Source organism: Pseudomonas gebzensis (assembly GCF_034427815.1).
GTDB lineage: Bacteria > Pseudomonadota > Gammaproteobacteria > Pseudomonadales > Pseudomonadaceae > Aquipseudomonas.
In genome coordinates, this window is record NZ_JAXQNS010000005.1 from 137553 (window position 1) to 151388 (window position 13836).

General features: G+C 62.3%; 18 protein-coding genes. 9 read left to right on the forward strand and 9 right to left on the reverse strand.

Going from position 1 to position 13836, the window contains the following annotated elements; genetic code table 11:
- Positions 1 to 8: 8 nt before the first annotated feature.
- From rapZ to SJI00_RS11545, 9 genes are all read right to left on the reverse strand, one after another.
- Positions 9 to 863, reverse strand: a complete 855-nt coding sequence (gene rapZ, locus SJI00_RS11505) for an RNase adapter RapZ (RefSeq protein WP_322461831.1) — start codon at positions 861 to 863, stop codon at positions 9 to 11.
- Between the two features lie 2 nt (positions 864 to 865).
- The gene (gene ptsN, locus SJI00_RS11510; protein WP_322461832.1) at positions 866 to 1330 is read right to left on the reverse strand and encodes a PTS IIA-like nitrogen regulatory protein PtsN; all 465 of its coding nucleotides are present in this window, start codon (positions 1328 to 1330) and stop codon (positions 866 to 868) included.
- A 12-nt stretch (positions 1331 to 1342) separates the two neighbouring features.
- Positions 1343 to 1651, reverse strand: coding sequence for a ribosome hibernation-promoting factor, HPF/YfiA family (gene hpf / locus SJI00_RS11515; RefSeq protein WP_322461833.1), 309 nt, complete (start codon positions 1649 to 1651; stop codon positions 1343 to 1345).
- Between the two features lie 76 nt (positions 1652 to 1727).
- Positions 1728 to 3221: an RNA polymerase factor sigma-54 gene (locus SJI00_RS11520; RefSeq protein ID WP_322461834.1), complete on the reverse strand. Its 1494-nt coding sequence runs from the start codon at positions 3219 to 3221 to the stop codon at positions 1728 to 1730.
- Positions 3222 to 3397: 176 nt separating this feature from the next.
- Positions 3398 to 4123 carry an LPS export ABC transporter ATP-binding protein gene (lptB, locus tag SJI00_RS11525; RefSeq protein WP_322461835.1) on the reverse strand — a complete coding sequence of 242 codons (726 nt, stop codon included), beginning with the start codon at positions 4121 to 4123 and terminating at the stop codon, positions 3398 to 3400.
- Positions 4124 to 4648: a lipopolysaccharide transport periplasmic protein LptA gene (lptA, locus tag SJI00_RS11530; RefSeq protein ID WP_322461836.1), complete on the reverse strand. Its 525-nt coding sequence runs from the start codon at positions 4646 to 4648 to the stop codon at positions 4124 to 4126. It abuts the gene before it with no gap.
- Positions 4635 to 5210: an LPS export ABC transporter periplasmic protein LptC gene (gene lptC, locus SJI00_RS11535; RefSeq protein ID WP_322461837.1), complete on the reverse strand. Its 576-nt coding sequence runs from the start codon at positions 5208 to 5210 to the stop codon at positions 4635 to 4637. The genes lptA and lptC overlap by 14 nt, the downstream gene beginning before the upstream one ends.
- A gap of 8 nt (positions 5211 to 5218) precedes the next feature.
- A complete protein-coding gene (locus SJI00_RS11540; RefSeq protein WP_322461838.1) occupies positions 5219 to 5743 on the reverse strand; it encodes a KdsC family phosphatase in 525 nt (174 codons plus the stop codon).
- Positions 5743 to 6717 carry a KpsF/GutQ family sugar-phosphate isomerase gene (locus tag SJI00_RS11545; RefSeq protein ID WP_322461839.1) on the reverse strand — a complete coding sequence of 325 codons (975 nt, stop codon included), beginning with the start codon at positions 6715 to 6717 and terminating at the stop codon, positions 5743 to 5745. The genes SJI00_RS11540 and SJI00_RS11545 overlap by 1 nt, the downstream gene beginning before the upstream one ends.
- A 243-nt stretch (positions 6718 to 6960) precedes the next feature.
- Between SJI00_RS11545 and SJI00_RS11550 the strand changes: the two genes are divergently transcribed.
- From SJI00_RS11550 to hisD, 9 genes are all read left to right on the forward strand, one after another.
- Complete coding sequence (locus SJI00_RS11550) at positions 6961 to 7770, forward strand: ATP-binding cassette domain-containing protein (protein ID WP_322461840.1); 810 nt, start codon at positions 6961 to 6963, stop codon at positions 7768 to 7770.
- Positions 7770 to 8564, forward strand: a complete 795-nt coding sequence (gene mlaE, locus SJI00_RS11555) for a lipid asymmetry maintenance ABC transporter permease subunit MlaE (RefSeq protein ID WP_322461841.1) — start codon at positions 7770 to 7772, stop codon at positions 8562 to 8564. The genes SJI00_RS11550 and mlaE overlap by 1 nt, the downstream gene beginning before the upstream one ends.
- The gene (mlaD, locus tag SJI00_RS11560) at positions 8564 to 9049 is read left to right on the forward strand and encodes an outer membrane lipid asymmetry maintenance protein MlaD (RefSeq protein ID WP_322461842.1); all 486 of its coding nucleotides are present in this window, start codon (positions 8564 to 8566) and stop codon (positions 9047 to 9049) included. Before mlaE ends, mlaD begins: the two co-directional genes overlap by 1 nt.
- 9 nt (positions 9050 to 9058) lie before the next feature.
- Positions 9059 to 9712 (forward strand): MlaC/ttg2D family ABC transporter substrate-binding protein, encoded by a 654-nt coding sequence (locus tag SJI00_RS11565; protein ID WP_322461843.1) that lies wholly within the window; start codon positions 9059 to 9061, stop codon positions 9710 to 9712.
- Entirely contained in the window at positions 9709 to 10014 is a 306-nt protein-coding gene (locus SJI00_RS11570) for an STAS domain-containing protein (protein WP_322461844.1), read from the forward strand. Before SJI00_RS11565 ends, SJI00_RS11570 begins: the two co-directional genes overlap by 4 nt.
- 114 nt (positions 10015 to 10128) lie before the next feature.
- Positions 10129 to 10368 carry a BolA family protein gene (locus tag SJI00_RS11575; protein WP_322461845.1) on the forward strand — a complete coding sequence of 80 codons (240 nt, stop codon included), beginning with the start codon at positions 10129 to 10131 and terminating at the stop codon, positions 10366 to 10368.
- Positions 10369 to 10391: 23 nt separating this feature from the next.
- Complete coding sequence (gene murA / locus SJI00_RS11580) at positions 10392 to 11657, forward strand: UDP-N-acetylglucosamine 1-carboxyvinyltransferase (protein WP_322461846.1); 1266 nt, start codon at positions 10392 to 10394, stop codon at positions 11655 to 11657.
- A gap of 92 nt (positions 11658 to 11749) precedes the next feature.
- Complete coding sequence (gene hisG, locus SJI00_RS11585) at positions 11750 to 12385, forward strand: ATP phosphoribosyltransferase (protein ID WP_322461847.1); 636 nt, start codon at positions 11750 to 11752, stop codon at positions 12383 to 12385.
- Between the two features lie 124 nt (positions 12386 to 12509).
- Positions 12510 to 13835, forward strand: coding sequence for a histidinol dehydrogenase (hisD, locus tag SJI00_RS11590; protein WP_322461848.1), 1326 nt, complete (start codon positions 12510 to 12512; stop codon positions 13833 to 13835).
- Position 13836 lies beyond the last annotated feature (1 nt).

Consider the following 13836-nt stretch of genomic DNA (forward strand, 5'->3'; position numbering starts at 1 on the left):
CCTGTGGGCTAGAGGTCGCGGTGGCGAACCTGGACGTTTTTCAGGGATTGCTGCAGCAGCACGCCCAGGCGCTCGGTGATGTACACCGAACGGTGGTGGCCGCCGGTACAACCGATCGCGATGGTGACATACGCACGGTTGCTCGCGGCAAAGCGGGGCAGCCATTTGAGCAGGTAGCTGGAGATGTCCTGGAACATTTCCTCGACATCCGGCTGCGCTGCCAAGTAGTCAATGACCGGCTGCTCGAGCCCGGAATGCTCGCGCAGTTCGCATTTCCAGTAAGGGTTGGGCAGGCAACGCACGTCAAACACCAAGTCGGCATCAACTGGCATCCCGCGCTTGAAGCCGAACGACTCGACCAGAAATGCGGTGCCGGGCTCTGGCTGGTTGAGCAGGCGCAGCTTGAGGGTGTCGCGCAGCTGGTACAGGTTGAGGTTGCTGGTGTCGATCTTCAGGTCAGCCAGGTCGATGATCGGGTTGAGCAGTTCGCTCTCGACGCGAATCGCTTCGGCCAGCGAGCGATTGGCATTGGTCAACGGATGGCGACGACGGGTTTCCGAGAAACGCTTGAGCAGGATGTCTTCGTCTGCGTCCAGGTACAGCACATCGCACTGGATATGCTTGGACCGCGCATCCTCCAGCAGCTCGGGGAAGCGAGGCAGATGGCCGGGCAAGTTGCGCGCATCGATGGAGACCGCAACCCTGGGCTGCTGCAATTCGGTATTGAGCAGCACATTCTCTGCCAGCTGCGGCAGCAGGCCGGCGGGCAGGTTGTCGATGCAGTAGTAACCGTGGTCTTCAAGCACATCCAGGGCGGTGCTCTTGCCGGAGCCGGAGCGACCGCTGACGATTATCAGGCGCATGGTCAGGACTCGTTCTGAACGTCCAGGACAACCTGGTACAGGGCCTTGCTGTCGGCCGCCTTGCGCAGGCGTTCGCGCACGTCCTTGCGGTCGAGCATGCTGGCGATCTGGCGCAGGAGTTCGAGGTGGGCGTCGGTAGCCGCTTCCGGGACCAGCAACACGAACAACAGGTCTACGGGCGCGCCGTCGATGGCGTCGTAATCGATCGGTGAATCGAGGTGCAGCAAGGCGCTGACCGGCGCGGTGCAGCCGGGCAGTCGGCAATGGGGGATGGCAATACCGTTACCGAAACCGGTTGAGCCTAATTTCTCACGGGCGACCAGCTTTTCGAAGATGTCTTGCATCTCCAGTTCTGGCACCTGATCGGCGATGAGGGTAGCGACTTTTTCAAGGGCGCGCTTCTTGCTGCCGCCCGGCACGCTCACAAGCGAGCGGCCGGGGGTCAGAATGGTTTCGAGTCGGATCATGGATGAGGGGGGTCAGCGGGCCGCTGCGCCTTGCAGCAGGCTTTGCTGTTTTTCCTTGTGTTTTTTCAGTTGGCGATCAAGCTTGTCGGCCAAGGCGTCGATCGCTGCATACATGTCTTCGTGTTCTGCGTTGGCAACCACTTCACCACCAGGAATCTGCAGGGTCGCTTCGACTTTCTGCTGCAGCTTCTCGACTTTCATGATGACCTGCACGTTGGTGATCTTGTCGAAATGACCTTCCAGACGTTTGAGTTTATCGTCCACATAAGCGCGCAGGGGTGGGGTGACTTCTACATGGTGTCCACTGATGTTGACTTGCATACAGCTTCTCCTTATTGCCGTGCATAAAGAAGCAGGTTTTGCACCTGCCACTGAAACGCTGTGGCACACCCAGGGGCTACATGAGCCGCTTGCGTTCGCTGGAGGGAGCAATGCCCAACGACTCGCGATACTTGGCGACCGTACGACGTGCTACCTGGATGCCTTGTGCCTCCAGTAAACCAGCGATCTTGCTGTCACTCAATGGCTTTTTCTGATTTTCCGCCGCCACCAGTTTCTTGATGATGGCGCGGATTGCCGTGGACGAGCATTCCCCCCCTTCGGCCGTGCTGACGTGGCTGGAAAAGAAGTACTTGAGCTCGTAGATACCGCGCGGGGTATGCATGTATTTCTGTGTGGTCACCCGCGAAATGGTCGACTCGTGCATGCCGACTGCTTCGGCGATGTCGTGAAGCACCAAGGGCTTCATGGCCTCGTCACCCAAGTCGAGGAAACCGCGCTGGTGTTCGACGATCTGGGTGGCGACCTTCATCAGGGTCTCGTTGCGGCTCTGCAGGCTCTTGATGAACCAGCGCGCTTCTTGCAACTGATTGCGCATGAACGTGTTGTCGGCGCTGGTATCGGCGCGGCGCACGAAGCCTGCGTACTGGGCGTTGACGCGCAGGCGCGGTACGGCTTCCTGGTTCAGCTCCACCAGCCAGCGTTCGTTGTCCTTGCGCACGATGACGTCCGGAACCACATATTCCGGTTCGCTGGATTCGATCTGTGAGCCCGGCCGCGGGTTGAGCGTCTGGACCAGTTCGATCACCTGGCGCAGCTCATCTTCCTTGAGCTTCATGCGCCGCATCAACTGGCTGTAGTCACGCCCGCCGAGCAGGTCGATGAAGTCGCTGACCAGGCGCTGCGCCTCAGCCATCCACGGAGTACTGGCAGGCAACTGGCGCAACTGCAGCAGCAAGCACTCACCCAGGCTTGCCGCGCCAACCCCGGCCGGCTCGAACTGCTGAATGCGGTGCAGTACGGCGTGCACTTCGTCCAACTCGATGTCGAGCTCGGGATCGAAGCCTGCGCAGATCTCTTCGAGGGAATCCTCCAGGTAGCCCTGGGGGTTGATGCTGTCGATGAGGGTCACCGCGATCATGCGATCGACGTCCGACATCGGCACCAGGTTCAGCTGCCAGAGCAGATGGCTCTGCAGGCTTTCCCCGGCGGACGTGCGGGTGGTGAAGTCCCACTCGTCGTCATCGTTGCTGGGCAGGCTGCTGGCGCTGGTCTGGTAGATATCTTCCCAGGCGGTGTCGACGGGCAATTCATTGGGAATGCGCTCGCCCCAGTCACCCTCTTCGAGGTTCTCGACCGTGGCGGCAGTTTCCTGGAAGGAGGTGTCCTGGGGCTCGGCGGCCGGCGTGTTCTCGGCGTTGTCGGCCATCGGATCGTTGTTGTCGAAGTCCTCGCCTTCTTCCTGGCGCTCGAGCATCGGGTTGGATTCCAGGGCCTCCTGGATTTCCTGCTGGAGGTCCAGGGTGGAGAGCTGGAGCAGACGAATGGCCTGTTGCAACTGCGGGGTCATCGTCAGTTGCTGGCCCATTTTTAGGACGAGCGATGGTTTCATGGCTGGGGCTGATTACCTTGTTCGCCGGCGCACACGCGCCATCCACTACACGAGGGCGCCTCGGCGCCAATTTTAAGCAAGTTATATGCCTGAAACTGGAGCGTTTGCCTAGGGCGGTGCAGCAAATAAAGCGCTGCCTCGCCATCGAGGCATCACTCGTGGCACCGCCGCCGGGGTCAGAGTCGGAACTCGTGCCCCAGGTAGACCTCTTTCACCAGGTCGTTGGCCAGGATGGTGGCCGAGTCGCCTTCGGCAATCAACTGGCCGTCGTTGACGATGTAGGCCGTTTCGCAGATGTCGAGCGTCTCACGCACGTTGTGGTCGGTGATGAGTACGCCGATCCCCTTGGCCTTGAGGTGATGGATGATCTGCTTGATGTCGCCGACCGAGATCGGGTCGACACCCGCGAAGGGTTCATCGAGCAGGATGAACTTCGGCGCGGTCGCCAGCGCGCGGGCGATTTCGACCCGGCGGCGCTCCCCGCCCGACAGGCTCATGCCCAGGTTGTCGCGGATGTGGCTGATGTGGAATTCCTGCAGCAGGCTTTCCAGTGCCTGGCGCCGGCCTTCGCTGTCGAGCTCCTTGCGGGTCTCGAGGATGGCCATGATGTTGTCGGCCACCGACAGCTTGCGAAAGATCGAGGCTTCCTGAGGCAAGTAGCCGATACCCGCCTGGGCGCGGCCGTGCATGGGCTGGTGGCTGACGTCCAGATCGTCGATCAGCACACGGCCCTGGTCGGCCTGGACCAGGCCGACAATCATGTAGAAGCAGGTGGTTTTGCCGGCGCCGTTCGGGCCCAGCAGGCCGACGATCTGTCCGCTGTCGATCGACAGGCTGACATCACGCACGACCTGCCGGCTCTTGTAGCTTTTGGCCAGGTGCTGAGCTTTTAGGGTTGCCATCTACTCGGCCTTCTTCTTCGGCTGGATCACCATGTCGATGCGCTGACGCGGCGCGGTCACCTTGCCGCCGCGACCTGCCGTGGCGACCTGCGACTTGGTGTTGTAGACGATCTTCTCGCCTTCGGTGGTGTTGCCTTCGTTCTCGACCTTGGCACGGTCAGTGAGCACGATCAGGTCTTTCTGCGCCTGGTACTGGATGGTCACGGCCCAGCCCTTCATCTTGTCGGGCTTGGCGGCGCTCTGTTGCTGCTCGAAATACGCCAGGTTGCCCACCGAAGTGACGACGTCGATGTCACCGGACGCCGCGCGGGTCATGGTCACGGTGTTGCCCTTGATCATCATCGAGCCTTGCGTGATGACGACATCGCCGGTGTAGGTCGCCACGCCTTGTTTGTCGTCCAGGTGAGCGTTGTCGGCCTGAATGCGGATTGGCTGGTCACGGTCGTTTGGCAGGGCCCAAGCGCTCGCGCTACCCAGTGCTACGCCCAAGCTGAGCAAAAAGGGAAGGGTTTTAACGAGCCTCATACTGTCCTCTTACGTTGGACAGCAGGTCCATCCTGCCGTCTTTCAAATACGCTTTCATGCCTTTGCCCGTAGTGGTCCCACCGGCGCCGTCGATTCTAACGGCTTGCTCGGTCTGCGCATATTGCTTCTGCGGGAACACTGTCATGCGGCTGGAAGTAATCAGCGTGTTGCGGTTCTTTTCATCGGTGCGGGCGATTCTCACCGAGTCGATCAGCTCGACCTCGGTGCCGTCGGGGTTGACCTCGGCGCGCTCGCTTTGCACATGCCACGGAAATGCGGTGCCACGGTACATCTGCAGGTCTGGCTGGGTGACCAGCGTCATTTCGCTGGCTTTGATGTGTTCGATCTTGTCAGCGGTCATTTCGTACTGGCGCTGGCCGTCAGGGAGAAACTGCACGCTGTGGGCGTTGATCGCATAGTAGTCGATGGCGTTCTCATCGACCTGCGTCACAGGCGCGCCCTCGAGAAAGCGCTCCGGGCTGACGTTCCAGTAGCCTACCGCGACCAGCAAGGCGGCGATCACGCTGAGCAGAACGATGTTCTTGGCTTTTTTGCTAAACATGTGCGGCTCTATAAATAGTGGGCGAGGGCAGTGTCCAAGGTGTCCTGGGCCTGCATGATCAATTCGCAGAACTCCCGTGCGGCGCCTTCGCCCCCGCGTGCCAGGGTGACACCATCGGCATGCTGGCGAACGAACGGTGCGGCATTGGCCACCGCCATGCCCAGGCCGACCCGGCGAATGACCGGCAGGTCGGGCAGGTCGTCTCCCAGGTAGGCAACCTGTTCATAGCGCAGGTTCAGTTCGTGTAGCAGCCCGTCGAGCACCACGAGCTTGTCTTCACGCCCCTGAAACAGGTGGTCGATGCCCAGGTTGTGTGCGCGTCGCTCGACCACCGGGCTTGAGCGCCCGGTGATGATAGCGGTGATCACGCCGCTGGCCTTGAGCATCTTGATGCCTTGCCCGTCGAGTGTATTGAAGGTCTTGAATTCCCCGCCGTCAGGCAGGAAGTACAGGCGGCCGTCGGTCAGCACACCATCGACATCGAACACGGCCAGTTTGACGGCCTTGCCGCGTTGCAGCAGATCCTGATTCATCACATGACTCCAGCGCGCAGCAGGTTATGCATATTCAGCGCGCCGGCAGGACGATCGTGCTCGTCTACCACCACCAATGCGCTGATCTTGTGGTCTTCCATGATCTTGAGGGCTTCGGCGGCGAGCATGTTCGGCCGTACCGTCTTGCCGTGTACCGTCATCACTTCATCGATCAGTGCGCTGTGCACATCGATGTTGCGATCCAGGGCGCGGCGCAGGTCGCCATCGGTGAACACGCCGGCCAGGGTGCCGTCGGGCTCGATGACCACGGTCAGGCCCAGGCCCTTGCGCGACATCTCGAACAAGGCGTCCTTGAGCAACGTGCCGCGTGGCACCACGGGCAGTTGGCCGTCGGTGTGCATCACGTCCTTGACCATCAACAGCAGGCGCCGGCCCAGTGCGCCACCGGGGTGGGAGAAGGCGAAATCCTGGGCGGTAAAGCCGCGGGCTTCGAGCAGGGCGATGGCCAGGGCGTCGCCCAGCACCAGCGCTGCGGTGGTGGAGGAGGTGGGCGCCAGGTTGAGCGGGCACGCCTCATGCTCGACCCATGCGTCCAGATTCGCCTCTGCCGCCTGCGCAAGGGTGGACTGCGGGTTGCCGGTGAGGCTCACCAACGGCGTGCCCAGGCGCTTGATCAGCGGCAACAGGGTCAGGATTTCGGCCGTTGTGCCCGAGTTCGACAGCGCGAGGATGACGTCCTCGCGGGTAATCATGCCCATGTCGCCATGGCTGGCTTCGGCCGGATGCACGAAGAACGCCGGTGTGCCGGTGCTGGCCAGGGTGGCGGCAATCTTGCTGCCGATATGCCCTGACTTGCCCATGCCCAGCACGATGACGCGGCCTTTGCTGGCCAGAATGATTTCGCAGGCACGCACGAAGTGGTCGTCGATGCGGGCCTGCAGGCCCTGCACAGCCTCAAGCTCGAGGCGCAAGGTACGCTGTGCAGATTGAATCAGCTCACTGGATTGGTTCATGGTCGAACGCATGGCTTTGCCGGAAAGGCGGCGATTATAGCTGCAATGCACAAAACCCTCACCTTTGATCGTCAGACTGAAACTTTCTCTCGCTGTCGATGGCCTGAATGACTCACGTGATGGCCTTGGGACGGGCTTGCGCGCGGTGGTATAGTCCGCGGCTGACTGACCCTCCCGTGACGCGTGTGTCTTCCTGATGAAGACGCGCGTCCATGACACTGGGTTGTATCGCAAGGAGTCTAGATGAGTGGGGATAGCGCCTACGCGGTCGAGTTGAAGGGCCTGTCCTTCCAGCGCGGTTCGCGCAGTATTTTCAGCAATGTCGACATTCGCATCCCCAAGGGCAAGGTAACCGGCATCATGGGGCCTTCGGGGTGCGGCAAGACCACTTTGTTGCGCCTGATGGGCGCGCAGCTGCGACCGTCTGCGGGCGAGGTGTGGGTGGCCGGGCAGAACCTGCCGAGCCTGTCACGTGCCGACCTGTTCGATGCGCGCAAGCAGATGGGCGTGCTGTTCCAGAGCGGGGCGCTGTTCACTGATCTGGACGTCTTCGAAAACGTGGCCTTCCCGCTGCGGGTGCACACCGAGCTGCCTGAAGAGATGATCCGCGACATCGTGCTGATGAAGTTGCAGGCCGTTGGCCTGCGCGGTGCCATCAATCTGCGCCCTGACGAACTTTCTGGTGGCATGAAGCGTCGTGTGGCGCTGGCCCGTGCCATTGCGCTGGACCCGCAGATCCTCATGTACGACGAGCCCTTCGTGGGCCAGGATCCGATCGCCATGGGCGTGTTGGTGCGCCTGATTCGCCTGCTCAACGATGCGCTGGGCATTACCAGTATCGTGGTGTCCCACGATCTGGCAGAAACCGCCAGTATCGCCGACTACATCTATGTGGTCGGTGATGGCCAGGTGCTTGGCCAGGGCACGCCCGACGAGCTGATGGGCTCGGACAACCCGCGCATTCGCCAATTCATGAAGGGCGATCCTGACGGCCCGGTACCTTTTCATTTTCCTGCGCCCGATTACCGCGCCGATCTGCTGGGGACGCGTTGATGCGCACCACTTCCAAACTTGAACGCATTCGCCTGTTCGGGCGTGCGGCCATTGATATCGTCGCTGTGTTGGGACGCTCGTGCCTGTTTCTCGGCAATGCCCTGGTCGGACGCGGCGGGCTCGGTGGCTTCCAGCTGCTGGTCAAGCAGCTGTACTCGGTTGGCGTGATGTCGCTGGCGATCATCGCGGTGTCGGGCGTGTTCATCGGTATGGTCCTGTCGCTTCAGGGCTACAGCATCCTCACCAAGTACGGTTCCGAGCAGGCCGTGGGCCAGATGATCGCCCTGACCCTGCTGCGCGAGCTTGGCCCGGTGGTCACCGCGCTGCTGTTCGCCGGTCGTGCGGGTTCGGCGCTGACTGCCGAGATCGGCAACATGAAATCCACCGAGCAGTTGTCGAGCCTGGAAATGATTGGCGTCGACCCGCTCAAGTACATTGTCGCGCCGCGTCTGTGGGCCGGTTTCATTTCCCTGCCATTGCTGGCGCTGATCTTCAGTGTGGTCGGGATCTGGGGTGGCTCGTGGGTCGCCGTCGACTGGCTGGGCGTTTATGAGGGTTCGTTCTGGGCCAACATGCAGAACAGCGTGTCGTTCACCGACGATGTGCTCAATGGCGTGATCAAGAGCCTGGTGTTCGCCTTTGTCGTCACCTGGATCGCCGTGTTCCAAGGGTATGACTGTGAGCCCACGTCCGAGGGGATCAGCCGTGCCACGACCAAGACCGTAGTGTATGCCTCGCTGGCAGTTCTGGGTCTGGACTTCATCCTGACCGCCCTGATGTTTGGAGACTTCTGATGCAAAACCGCACCCTGGAAATCGGTGTCGGCCTGTTCCTGCTGGCCGGGATTCTGGCGCTGTTGCTCCTCGCCCTGCGCGTCAGCGGCCTGTCCGCGAGCCCCGCGAGCGACACCTACAAGGTTTACGCCTACTTCGACAACATTGCCGGCTTGACTGTCCGGGCCAAGGTCACCATGGCCGGCGTCACCATTGGCAAGGTCACTGCCATTGACCTGGACCGCGACAGCTTCACCGGTCGCGTCACCCTGCAGCTGCAGCAAAGCGTCGACAACCTGCCGACCGACTCCACGGCCTCGATCCTGACCGCCGGCCTGCTCGGCGAGAAATACATCGGCATCAGCGTCGGTGGCGAAGATCAGGTGCTCAAAGATGGCGGAACCATCCACGACACCCAGTCGTCTCTGGTGTTGGAAGATCTGATTGGCAAGTTCCTGCTCAATTCGGTTGGTAAAGACGCGAAAGAAGCCCCCTCGGCGAACTAAGGAGTTTCCATGATTTCAATCCTGCGACGTGGCCTGCTGGTCATGCTGGCCTGTCTGCCGATGCTGGCGTCGGCCGCCCCTGGGCAGTCGGCCCATGAGGTGATCAAAAGCACCACTGACGCCCTGCTCTCGGACCTGAAAGTCAACAAGGCTCGCTACAAGTCCGACCCTCAGGCGTTTTATGACTCGTTGAACAGCATCCTCGGCCCTGTTGTGGATGCCGACGGTGTTTCCCGCAGCATCATGACCGTCAAGTATTCGCGCCAGGCCAGCCCCGCGCAGATGCAGCGCTTTCAGGAAAACTTCAAGCGCAGCCTGATGCAGTTCTATGGCAACGCGCTGCTTGAGTACAACAATCAGGGCATCATCCTCGATCCGGCACGCAACGAAGGCGATGACCGGGCCACCGTCGGCATGAAGGTGTCCGGCAACAACGGTGCGGTGTATCCGGTTCAGTACACCATGAGCAAGGTGGCCGGGGAGTGGAAGGTGCGCAACGTCATCGTCAATGGCATCAATATCGGCAAGCTGTTCCGTGACCAGTTCGCCGATGCCATGCAGCGCAACGGCAACAACCTGGACAAGACCATCGACGGTTGGGCCGGGGAAGTGGCCAAGGCCAAGCAGACCGCTGATAGCTCGCCGGAAAAGGCCGTCAAATGAGCCTGGCAGCCGTCAGCATGAGCGAGCCGGGCGTACTGCGCTTGACCGGCGTGCTCGACTACACCAGCGGCGCCGCCTTGCGTGCCGAAGGCAAGGCGTTGATTGCTGCCAGCGGTGAGTCGCGCATGATGCTCGATTGCTCCGGCGTGACCCATTCCAGCAGCGTCGGCCTGGCGTTGCTGTTGAGCTTCATGCGTGATGCCGAGGCTGCGGGCAAGTTCTGGGAACTGCGCGGTCTGCCGCAGGAGCTGCGTGAAATCGCCGAGGTCTACGACCTGGGCGAGGTGCTCAGCGGCGATTGATGAGCGATGCGGGAAAGGCCCCTGGTCAGCGTTACCCTCGTTGGGCTTCGCAGGCGAGGGGCTTTTTTGTATGATGGCCGACCCCCGCGCACTGGGCGCCGATTGAGGTTGAGCATGCAGGCTGTAGAAGTTAAGAGCTTCCTTGAAGAGAAATTGCCCGGAACCCTGGTGGAAGTCGAGGGCCAGGGCTGCAATTTCCAGCTGAACGTGATCAGCGACGAGCTGGCCGGCCAGAGCCCGGTCAAGCGTCAGCAAGCGATCTACGCACACCTGAACCCCTGGATCGCTGACGGCAGCATCCACGCGGTCACCATGAAATTTTTCAGCAGCGCAGCCTGGGCTGAGCGCACCTGAGCCAACTTGGCGGCGAGACACCAATGGACAAACTGATTATCACTGGCGGCGCTCGCATCAATGGCGAGATCCGCATCTCCGGGGCGAAGAACGCTGCCCTGCCGATCCTGGCTGCAACCTTGCTGGCCGACGGCCCTGTCACGGTCGGCAACCTGCCACACCTGCACGACATCACCACCATGATCGAGCTGTTCGGGCGCATGGGCATCGAGCCTGTGATCGACGAGAAGCTCTCGGTCGAAATCGACCCACGCACCATCAAGACCCTCGTCGCCCCCTACGAGCTGGTCAAGACCATGCGCGCCTCGATCCTGGTGCTCGGCCCTATGGTTGCCCGCTTCGGCAAGGCTGAAGTGGCCCTGCCAGGCGGCTGCGCCATCGGCTCGCGCCCGGTAGACCTGCACATTCGCGGCCTGGAAGCCATGGGCGCGAAGATCGAGGTCGAAGGCGGTTACATCAAGGCCGAAGCGCCCGAAGGCGGCCTGCGCGGCGCGCAGTTCTTCTTCGACACCGTGAGCGTGACCGGCACCGAGAACATCATGATGGCCGCCGCACTGGCCCGTGGTCGCAGCGTGTTGCAGAACGCGGCGCGCGAGCCGGAAGTGGTCGACCTGGCCAACTTCCTCAACGCCATGGGCGCCAAGGTGCAAGGCGCAGGCACCGATACCATCACCATCGATGGCGTCGAGCGTCTGCACTCGGCGCACTACCGGGTCATGCCTGACCGCATCGAGACCGGCACCTACCTGGTCGCCGCTGCCGTGACCGGTGGCCGCGTCAAGCTCAAGGACACCGATCCGACGATTCTTGAGGCGGTGCTGGAAAAGCTCAAGGAAGCCGGCGCCGAGATCACCACCGGTGACGACTGGATCGCTCTGGACATGCACGGCAAGCGGCCCAAGGCCGTCAACCTGCGTACGGCGCCATACCCGGCGTTCCCGACCGACATGCAGGCCCAGTTCATTTCCCTCAACGCCATTGCCGAAGGCACGGGCGCGGTGATCGAAACGATCTTCGAGAACCGCTTCATGCACGTGTATGAAATGCACCGCATGGGCGCGCAGATCCAGGTCGAGGGCAACACCGCCATCGTCACGGGCACCAAGACCCTCAAGGGCGCACCGGTGATGGCCACCGACCTGCGCGCCTCGGCCAGTCTGGTGCTGTCGGCGCTGGTCGCCGAGGGCGATACGCTGATCGACCGCATCTACCACATCGACCGTGGTTACGAATGCATCGAGGAAAAACTGCAGATGCTGGGCGCGAAGATTCGTCGCGTGCCGGGCTAGTCTGTGACGGCGCAGGGACGCGCCAGCCGAATCGAAGACGGTCGGGCTTCAAGGCCCGGCCGGCAGCAGCCGCTTAAGGAACGACGTTTCCCATGTTGACCATCGCGCTATCCAAGGGCCGTATCCTCGACGACACCCTGCCATTGCTGGCAGAGGCCGGCATCGTGCCGACCGAGAACCCGGACAAGAGTCGCAAGCTGATCATCCCCACCACCCAGGACGATGTGCGCCTGCTCATCGTGCGGGCCACCGACGTGCCGACGTACGTCGAGCATGGGGCCGCCGACCTGGGCGTTGCCGGCAAGGACGTGCTGATGGAGTACGGCGGCCAGGGCCTGTACGAGCCGCTCGACCTGCAGATCGCCCAGTGCAAGCTGATGACCGCCGGCGCCGTGGGCGCCGCCGAGCCCAAGGGCCGCCTGCGCGTGGCCACCAAGTTCGTCAACGTTGCCAAGCGCTACTACGCCGAGCAGGGCCGCCAGGTCGACATCATCAAGCTGTACGGCTCGATGGAACTGGCCCCGCTGATCAACCTTGCCGACAAGATCATCGATGTGGTCGACACCGGCAACACGCTGCGCGCCAACGGCCTGGAGCCGCAGGAGCTGATCGCCACGATCAGCTCGCGTCTTGTCGTCAACAAGGCTTCCATGAAAATGCAGCACGCCCGCATCCAGCACCTGATCGACGCCCTGCGCCAGGCGGTCGAGACACGACACCGCAGCTGATCGACGCGCGACGTTTCAGGTCGCGCCCGTCCCTGCGCGTCATTGCCCTTTCAGTCAGGCGCCCGCGTGAAGGGACGGCAGTTTCAGGCGCCTGACTCTCCGTCACCCATTCGAGGTCCACGTCATGACCGTGTCTACTGCAATTGCCCGTCTCAACGCTGCCGATGCCGAGTTCGCTCGCCATCTGGACCATCTGCTGAGCTGGGAAAGTGTCTCCGATGACGCGGTCAATCAGCGCGTTCTGGACATCATCAAGGGTGTGCGTGAGCGCGGCGACGCAGCGCTGGTCGAGTACACCCAGCGCTTCGACGGCGTCGAGGCCAGCAGCATGGCCGACCTGATCATCGATCGTGCCCGCCTGGAGCTGGCCCTGACCCGCATTTCCCCGGCCCAGCGCACGGCCCTTGAGAAAGCCGCGGAGCGCGTGCGTGTCTACCACGAGCGGCAGAAGCAGGATTCCTGGCAGTACACCGAGGCTGATGGCACCGTGCTGGGGCAGAAGGTCACGCCGCTGGACCGCGCGGGCCTGTACGTGCCGGGCGGTAAGGCCTCGTACCCGTCGTCCGTACTGATGAACGCGATTCCGGCCAAGGTGGCGGGCGTGACCGAGGTGGTCATGGTGGTGCCGACGCCTCGGGGTGAAGTGAACGAGCTGGTGCTGGCGGCAGCCTGCATCGCCGGGGTCGACCGCGTGTTCACCATCGGTGGCGCTCAGGCCGTGGCAGCATTGGCCTACGGCACCGAGAGCGTGCCGAAAGTCGACAAGGTCGTCGGCCCGGGCAACATCTACGTGGCCACCGCCAAGCGTCACGTCTTCGGTCAGGTGGGCATCGACATGATCGCCGGCCCGTCGGAAATCCTCGTGGTCTGCGATGGCCAGACCGACCCGGACTGGATCGCCATGGACCTGTTCTCGCAGGCCGAGCACGACGAAGACGCCCAGGCCATTCTGGTCAGCCCCGACGCCGAATTCCTCGACCGCGTTGCGGCCAGCATCAACAAGCTCCTGCCGACCATGGAACGTGCCGGGATCATCGAAAAGTCCATCAATGGCCGTGGCGCGCTGATTCAGGTGCGGGACATGCAGCAGGCCATCGAAGTCGCCAACCGGATTGCCCCAGAGCACCTTGAGCTGTCGGTGGCTGACCCGCAGGCCTGGCTGCCGCAGATCCGCCACGCCGGCGCGATCTTCATGGGCCGCCACACCAGCGAAGCGCTGGGCGACTACTGTGCCGGGCCGAACCACGTATTGCCGACCTCAGGCACTGCGCGCTTCTCCTCGCCACTGGGGGTGTATGACTTCCAGAAGCGTTCCTCGATCATCTTCTGCTCCGAGCAGGGCGCCTCTGAGCTCGGCCAGACCGCCTCGGTGCTGGCCCGCGGCGAATCGCTGACCGCCCATGCCCGCAGCGCCGAATACCGCATCCTCGACCAAGACCAGGGGAACTGAA

What these genes read in the sequence shown, in the direction of transcription:
- ptsN (WP_322461832.1), bottom strand. Translation starts at nt 1,330, where the DNA reads ATGATCCGACTCGAAACCATTCTGACCCCCGGCCGCTCGCTTGTGAGC.
- SJI00_RS11545 (WP_322461839.1), bottom strand. Translation starts at nt 6,717, where the DNA reads ATGAACCAATCCAGTGAGCTGATTCAATCTGCACAGCGTACCTTGCGC.
- murA (WP_322461846.1), top strand. Translation starts at nt 10,392, where the DNA reads ATGGACAAACTGATTATCACTGGCGGCGCTCGCATCAATGGCGAGATC.
- SJI00_RS11575 (WP_322461845.1), top strand. Translation starts at nt 10,129, where the DNA reads ATGCAGGCTGTAGAAGTTAAGAGCTTCCTTGAAGAGAAATTGCCCGGA.
- hisD (WP_322461848.1), top strand. Translation starts at nt 12,510, where the DNA reads ATGACCGTGTCTACTGCAATTGCCCGTCTCAACGCTGCCGATGCCGAG.
- SJI00_RS11520 (WP_322461834.1), bottom strand. Translation starts at nt 3,221, where the DNA reads ATGAAACCATCGCTCGTCCTAAAAATGGGCCAGCAACTGACGATGACC.
- SJI00_RS11540 (WP_322461838.1), bottom strand. Translation starts at nt 5,743, where the DNA reads ATGAATCAGGATCTGCTGCAACGCGGCAAGGCCGTCAAACTGGCCGTG.
- hpf (WP_322461833.1), bottom strand. Translation starts at nt 1,651, where the DNA reads ATGCAAGTCAACATCAGTGGACACCATGTAGAAGTCACCCCACCCCTG.
- SJI00_RS11570 (WP_322461844.1), top strand. Translation starts at nt 9,709, where the DNA reads ATGAGCCTGGCAGCCGTCAGCATGAGCGAGCCGGGCGTACTGCGCTTG.
- mlaE (WP_322461841.1), top strand. Translation starts at nt 7,770, where the DNA reads ATGCGCACCACTTCCAAACTTGAACGCATTCGCCTGTTCGGGCGTGCG.
- rapZ (WP_322461831.1), bottom strand. Translation starts at nt 863, where the DNA reads ATGCGCCTGATAATCGTCAGCGGTCGCTCCGGCTCCGGCAAGAGCACC.
- lptC (WP_322461837.1), bottom strand. Translation starts at nt 5,210, where the DNA reads ATGTTTAGCAAAAAAGCCAAGAACATCGTTCTGCTCAGCGTGATCGCC.
- hisG (WP_322461847.1), top strand. Translation starts at nt 11,750, where the DNA reads ATGTTGACCATCGCGCTATCCAAGGGCCGTATCCTCGACGACACCCTG.
- mlaD (WP_322461842.1), top strand. Translation starts at nt 8,564, where the DNA reads ATGCAAAACCGCACCCTGGAAATCGGTGTCGGCCTGTTCCTGCTGGCC.
- SJI00_RS11565 (WP_322461843.1), top strand. Translation starts at nt 9,059, where the DNA reads ATGATTTCAATCCTGCGACGTGGCCTGCTGGTCATGCTGGCCTGTCTG.
- lptA (WP_322461836.1), bottom strand. Translation starts at nt 4,648, where the DNA reads ATGAGGCTCGTTAAAACCCTTCCCTTTTTGCTCAGCTTGGGCGTAGCA.
- SJI00_RS11550 (WP_322461840.1), top strand. Translation starts at nt 6,961, where the DNA reads ATGAGTGGGGATAGCGCCTACGCGGTCGAGTTGAAGGGCCTGTCCTTC.
- lptB (WP_322461835.1), bottom strand. Translation starts at nt 4,123, where the DNA reads ATGGCAACCCTAAAAGCTCAGCACCTGGCCAAAAGCTACAAGAGCCGG.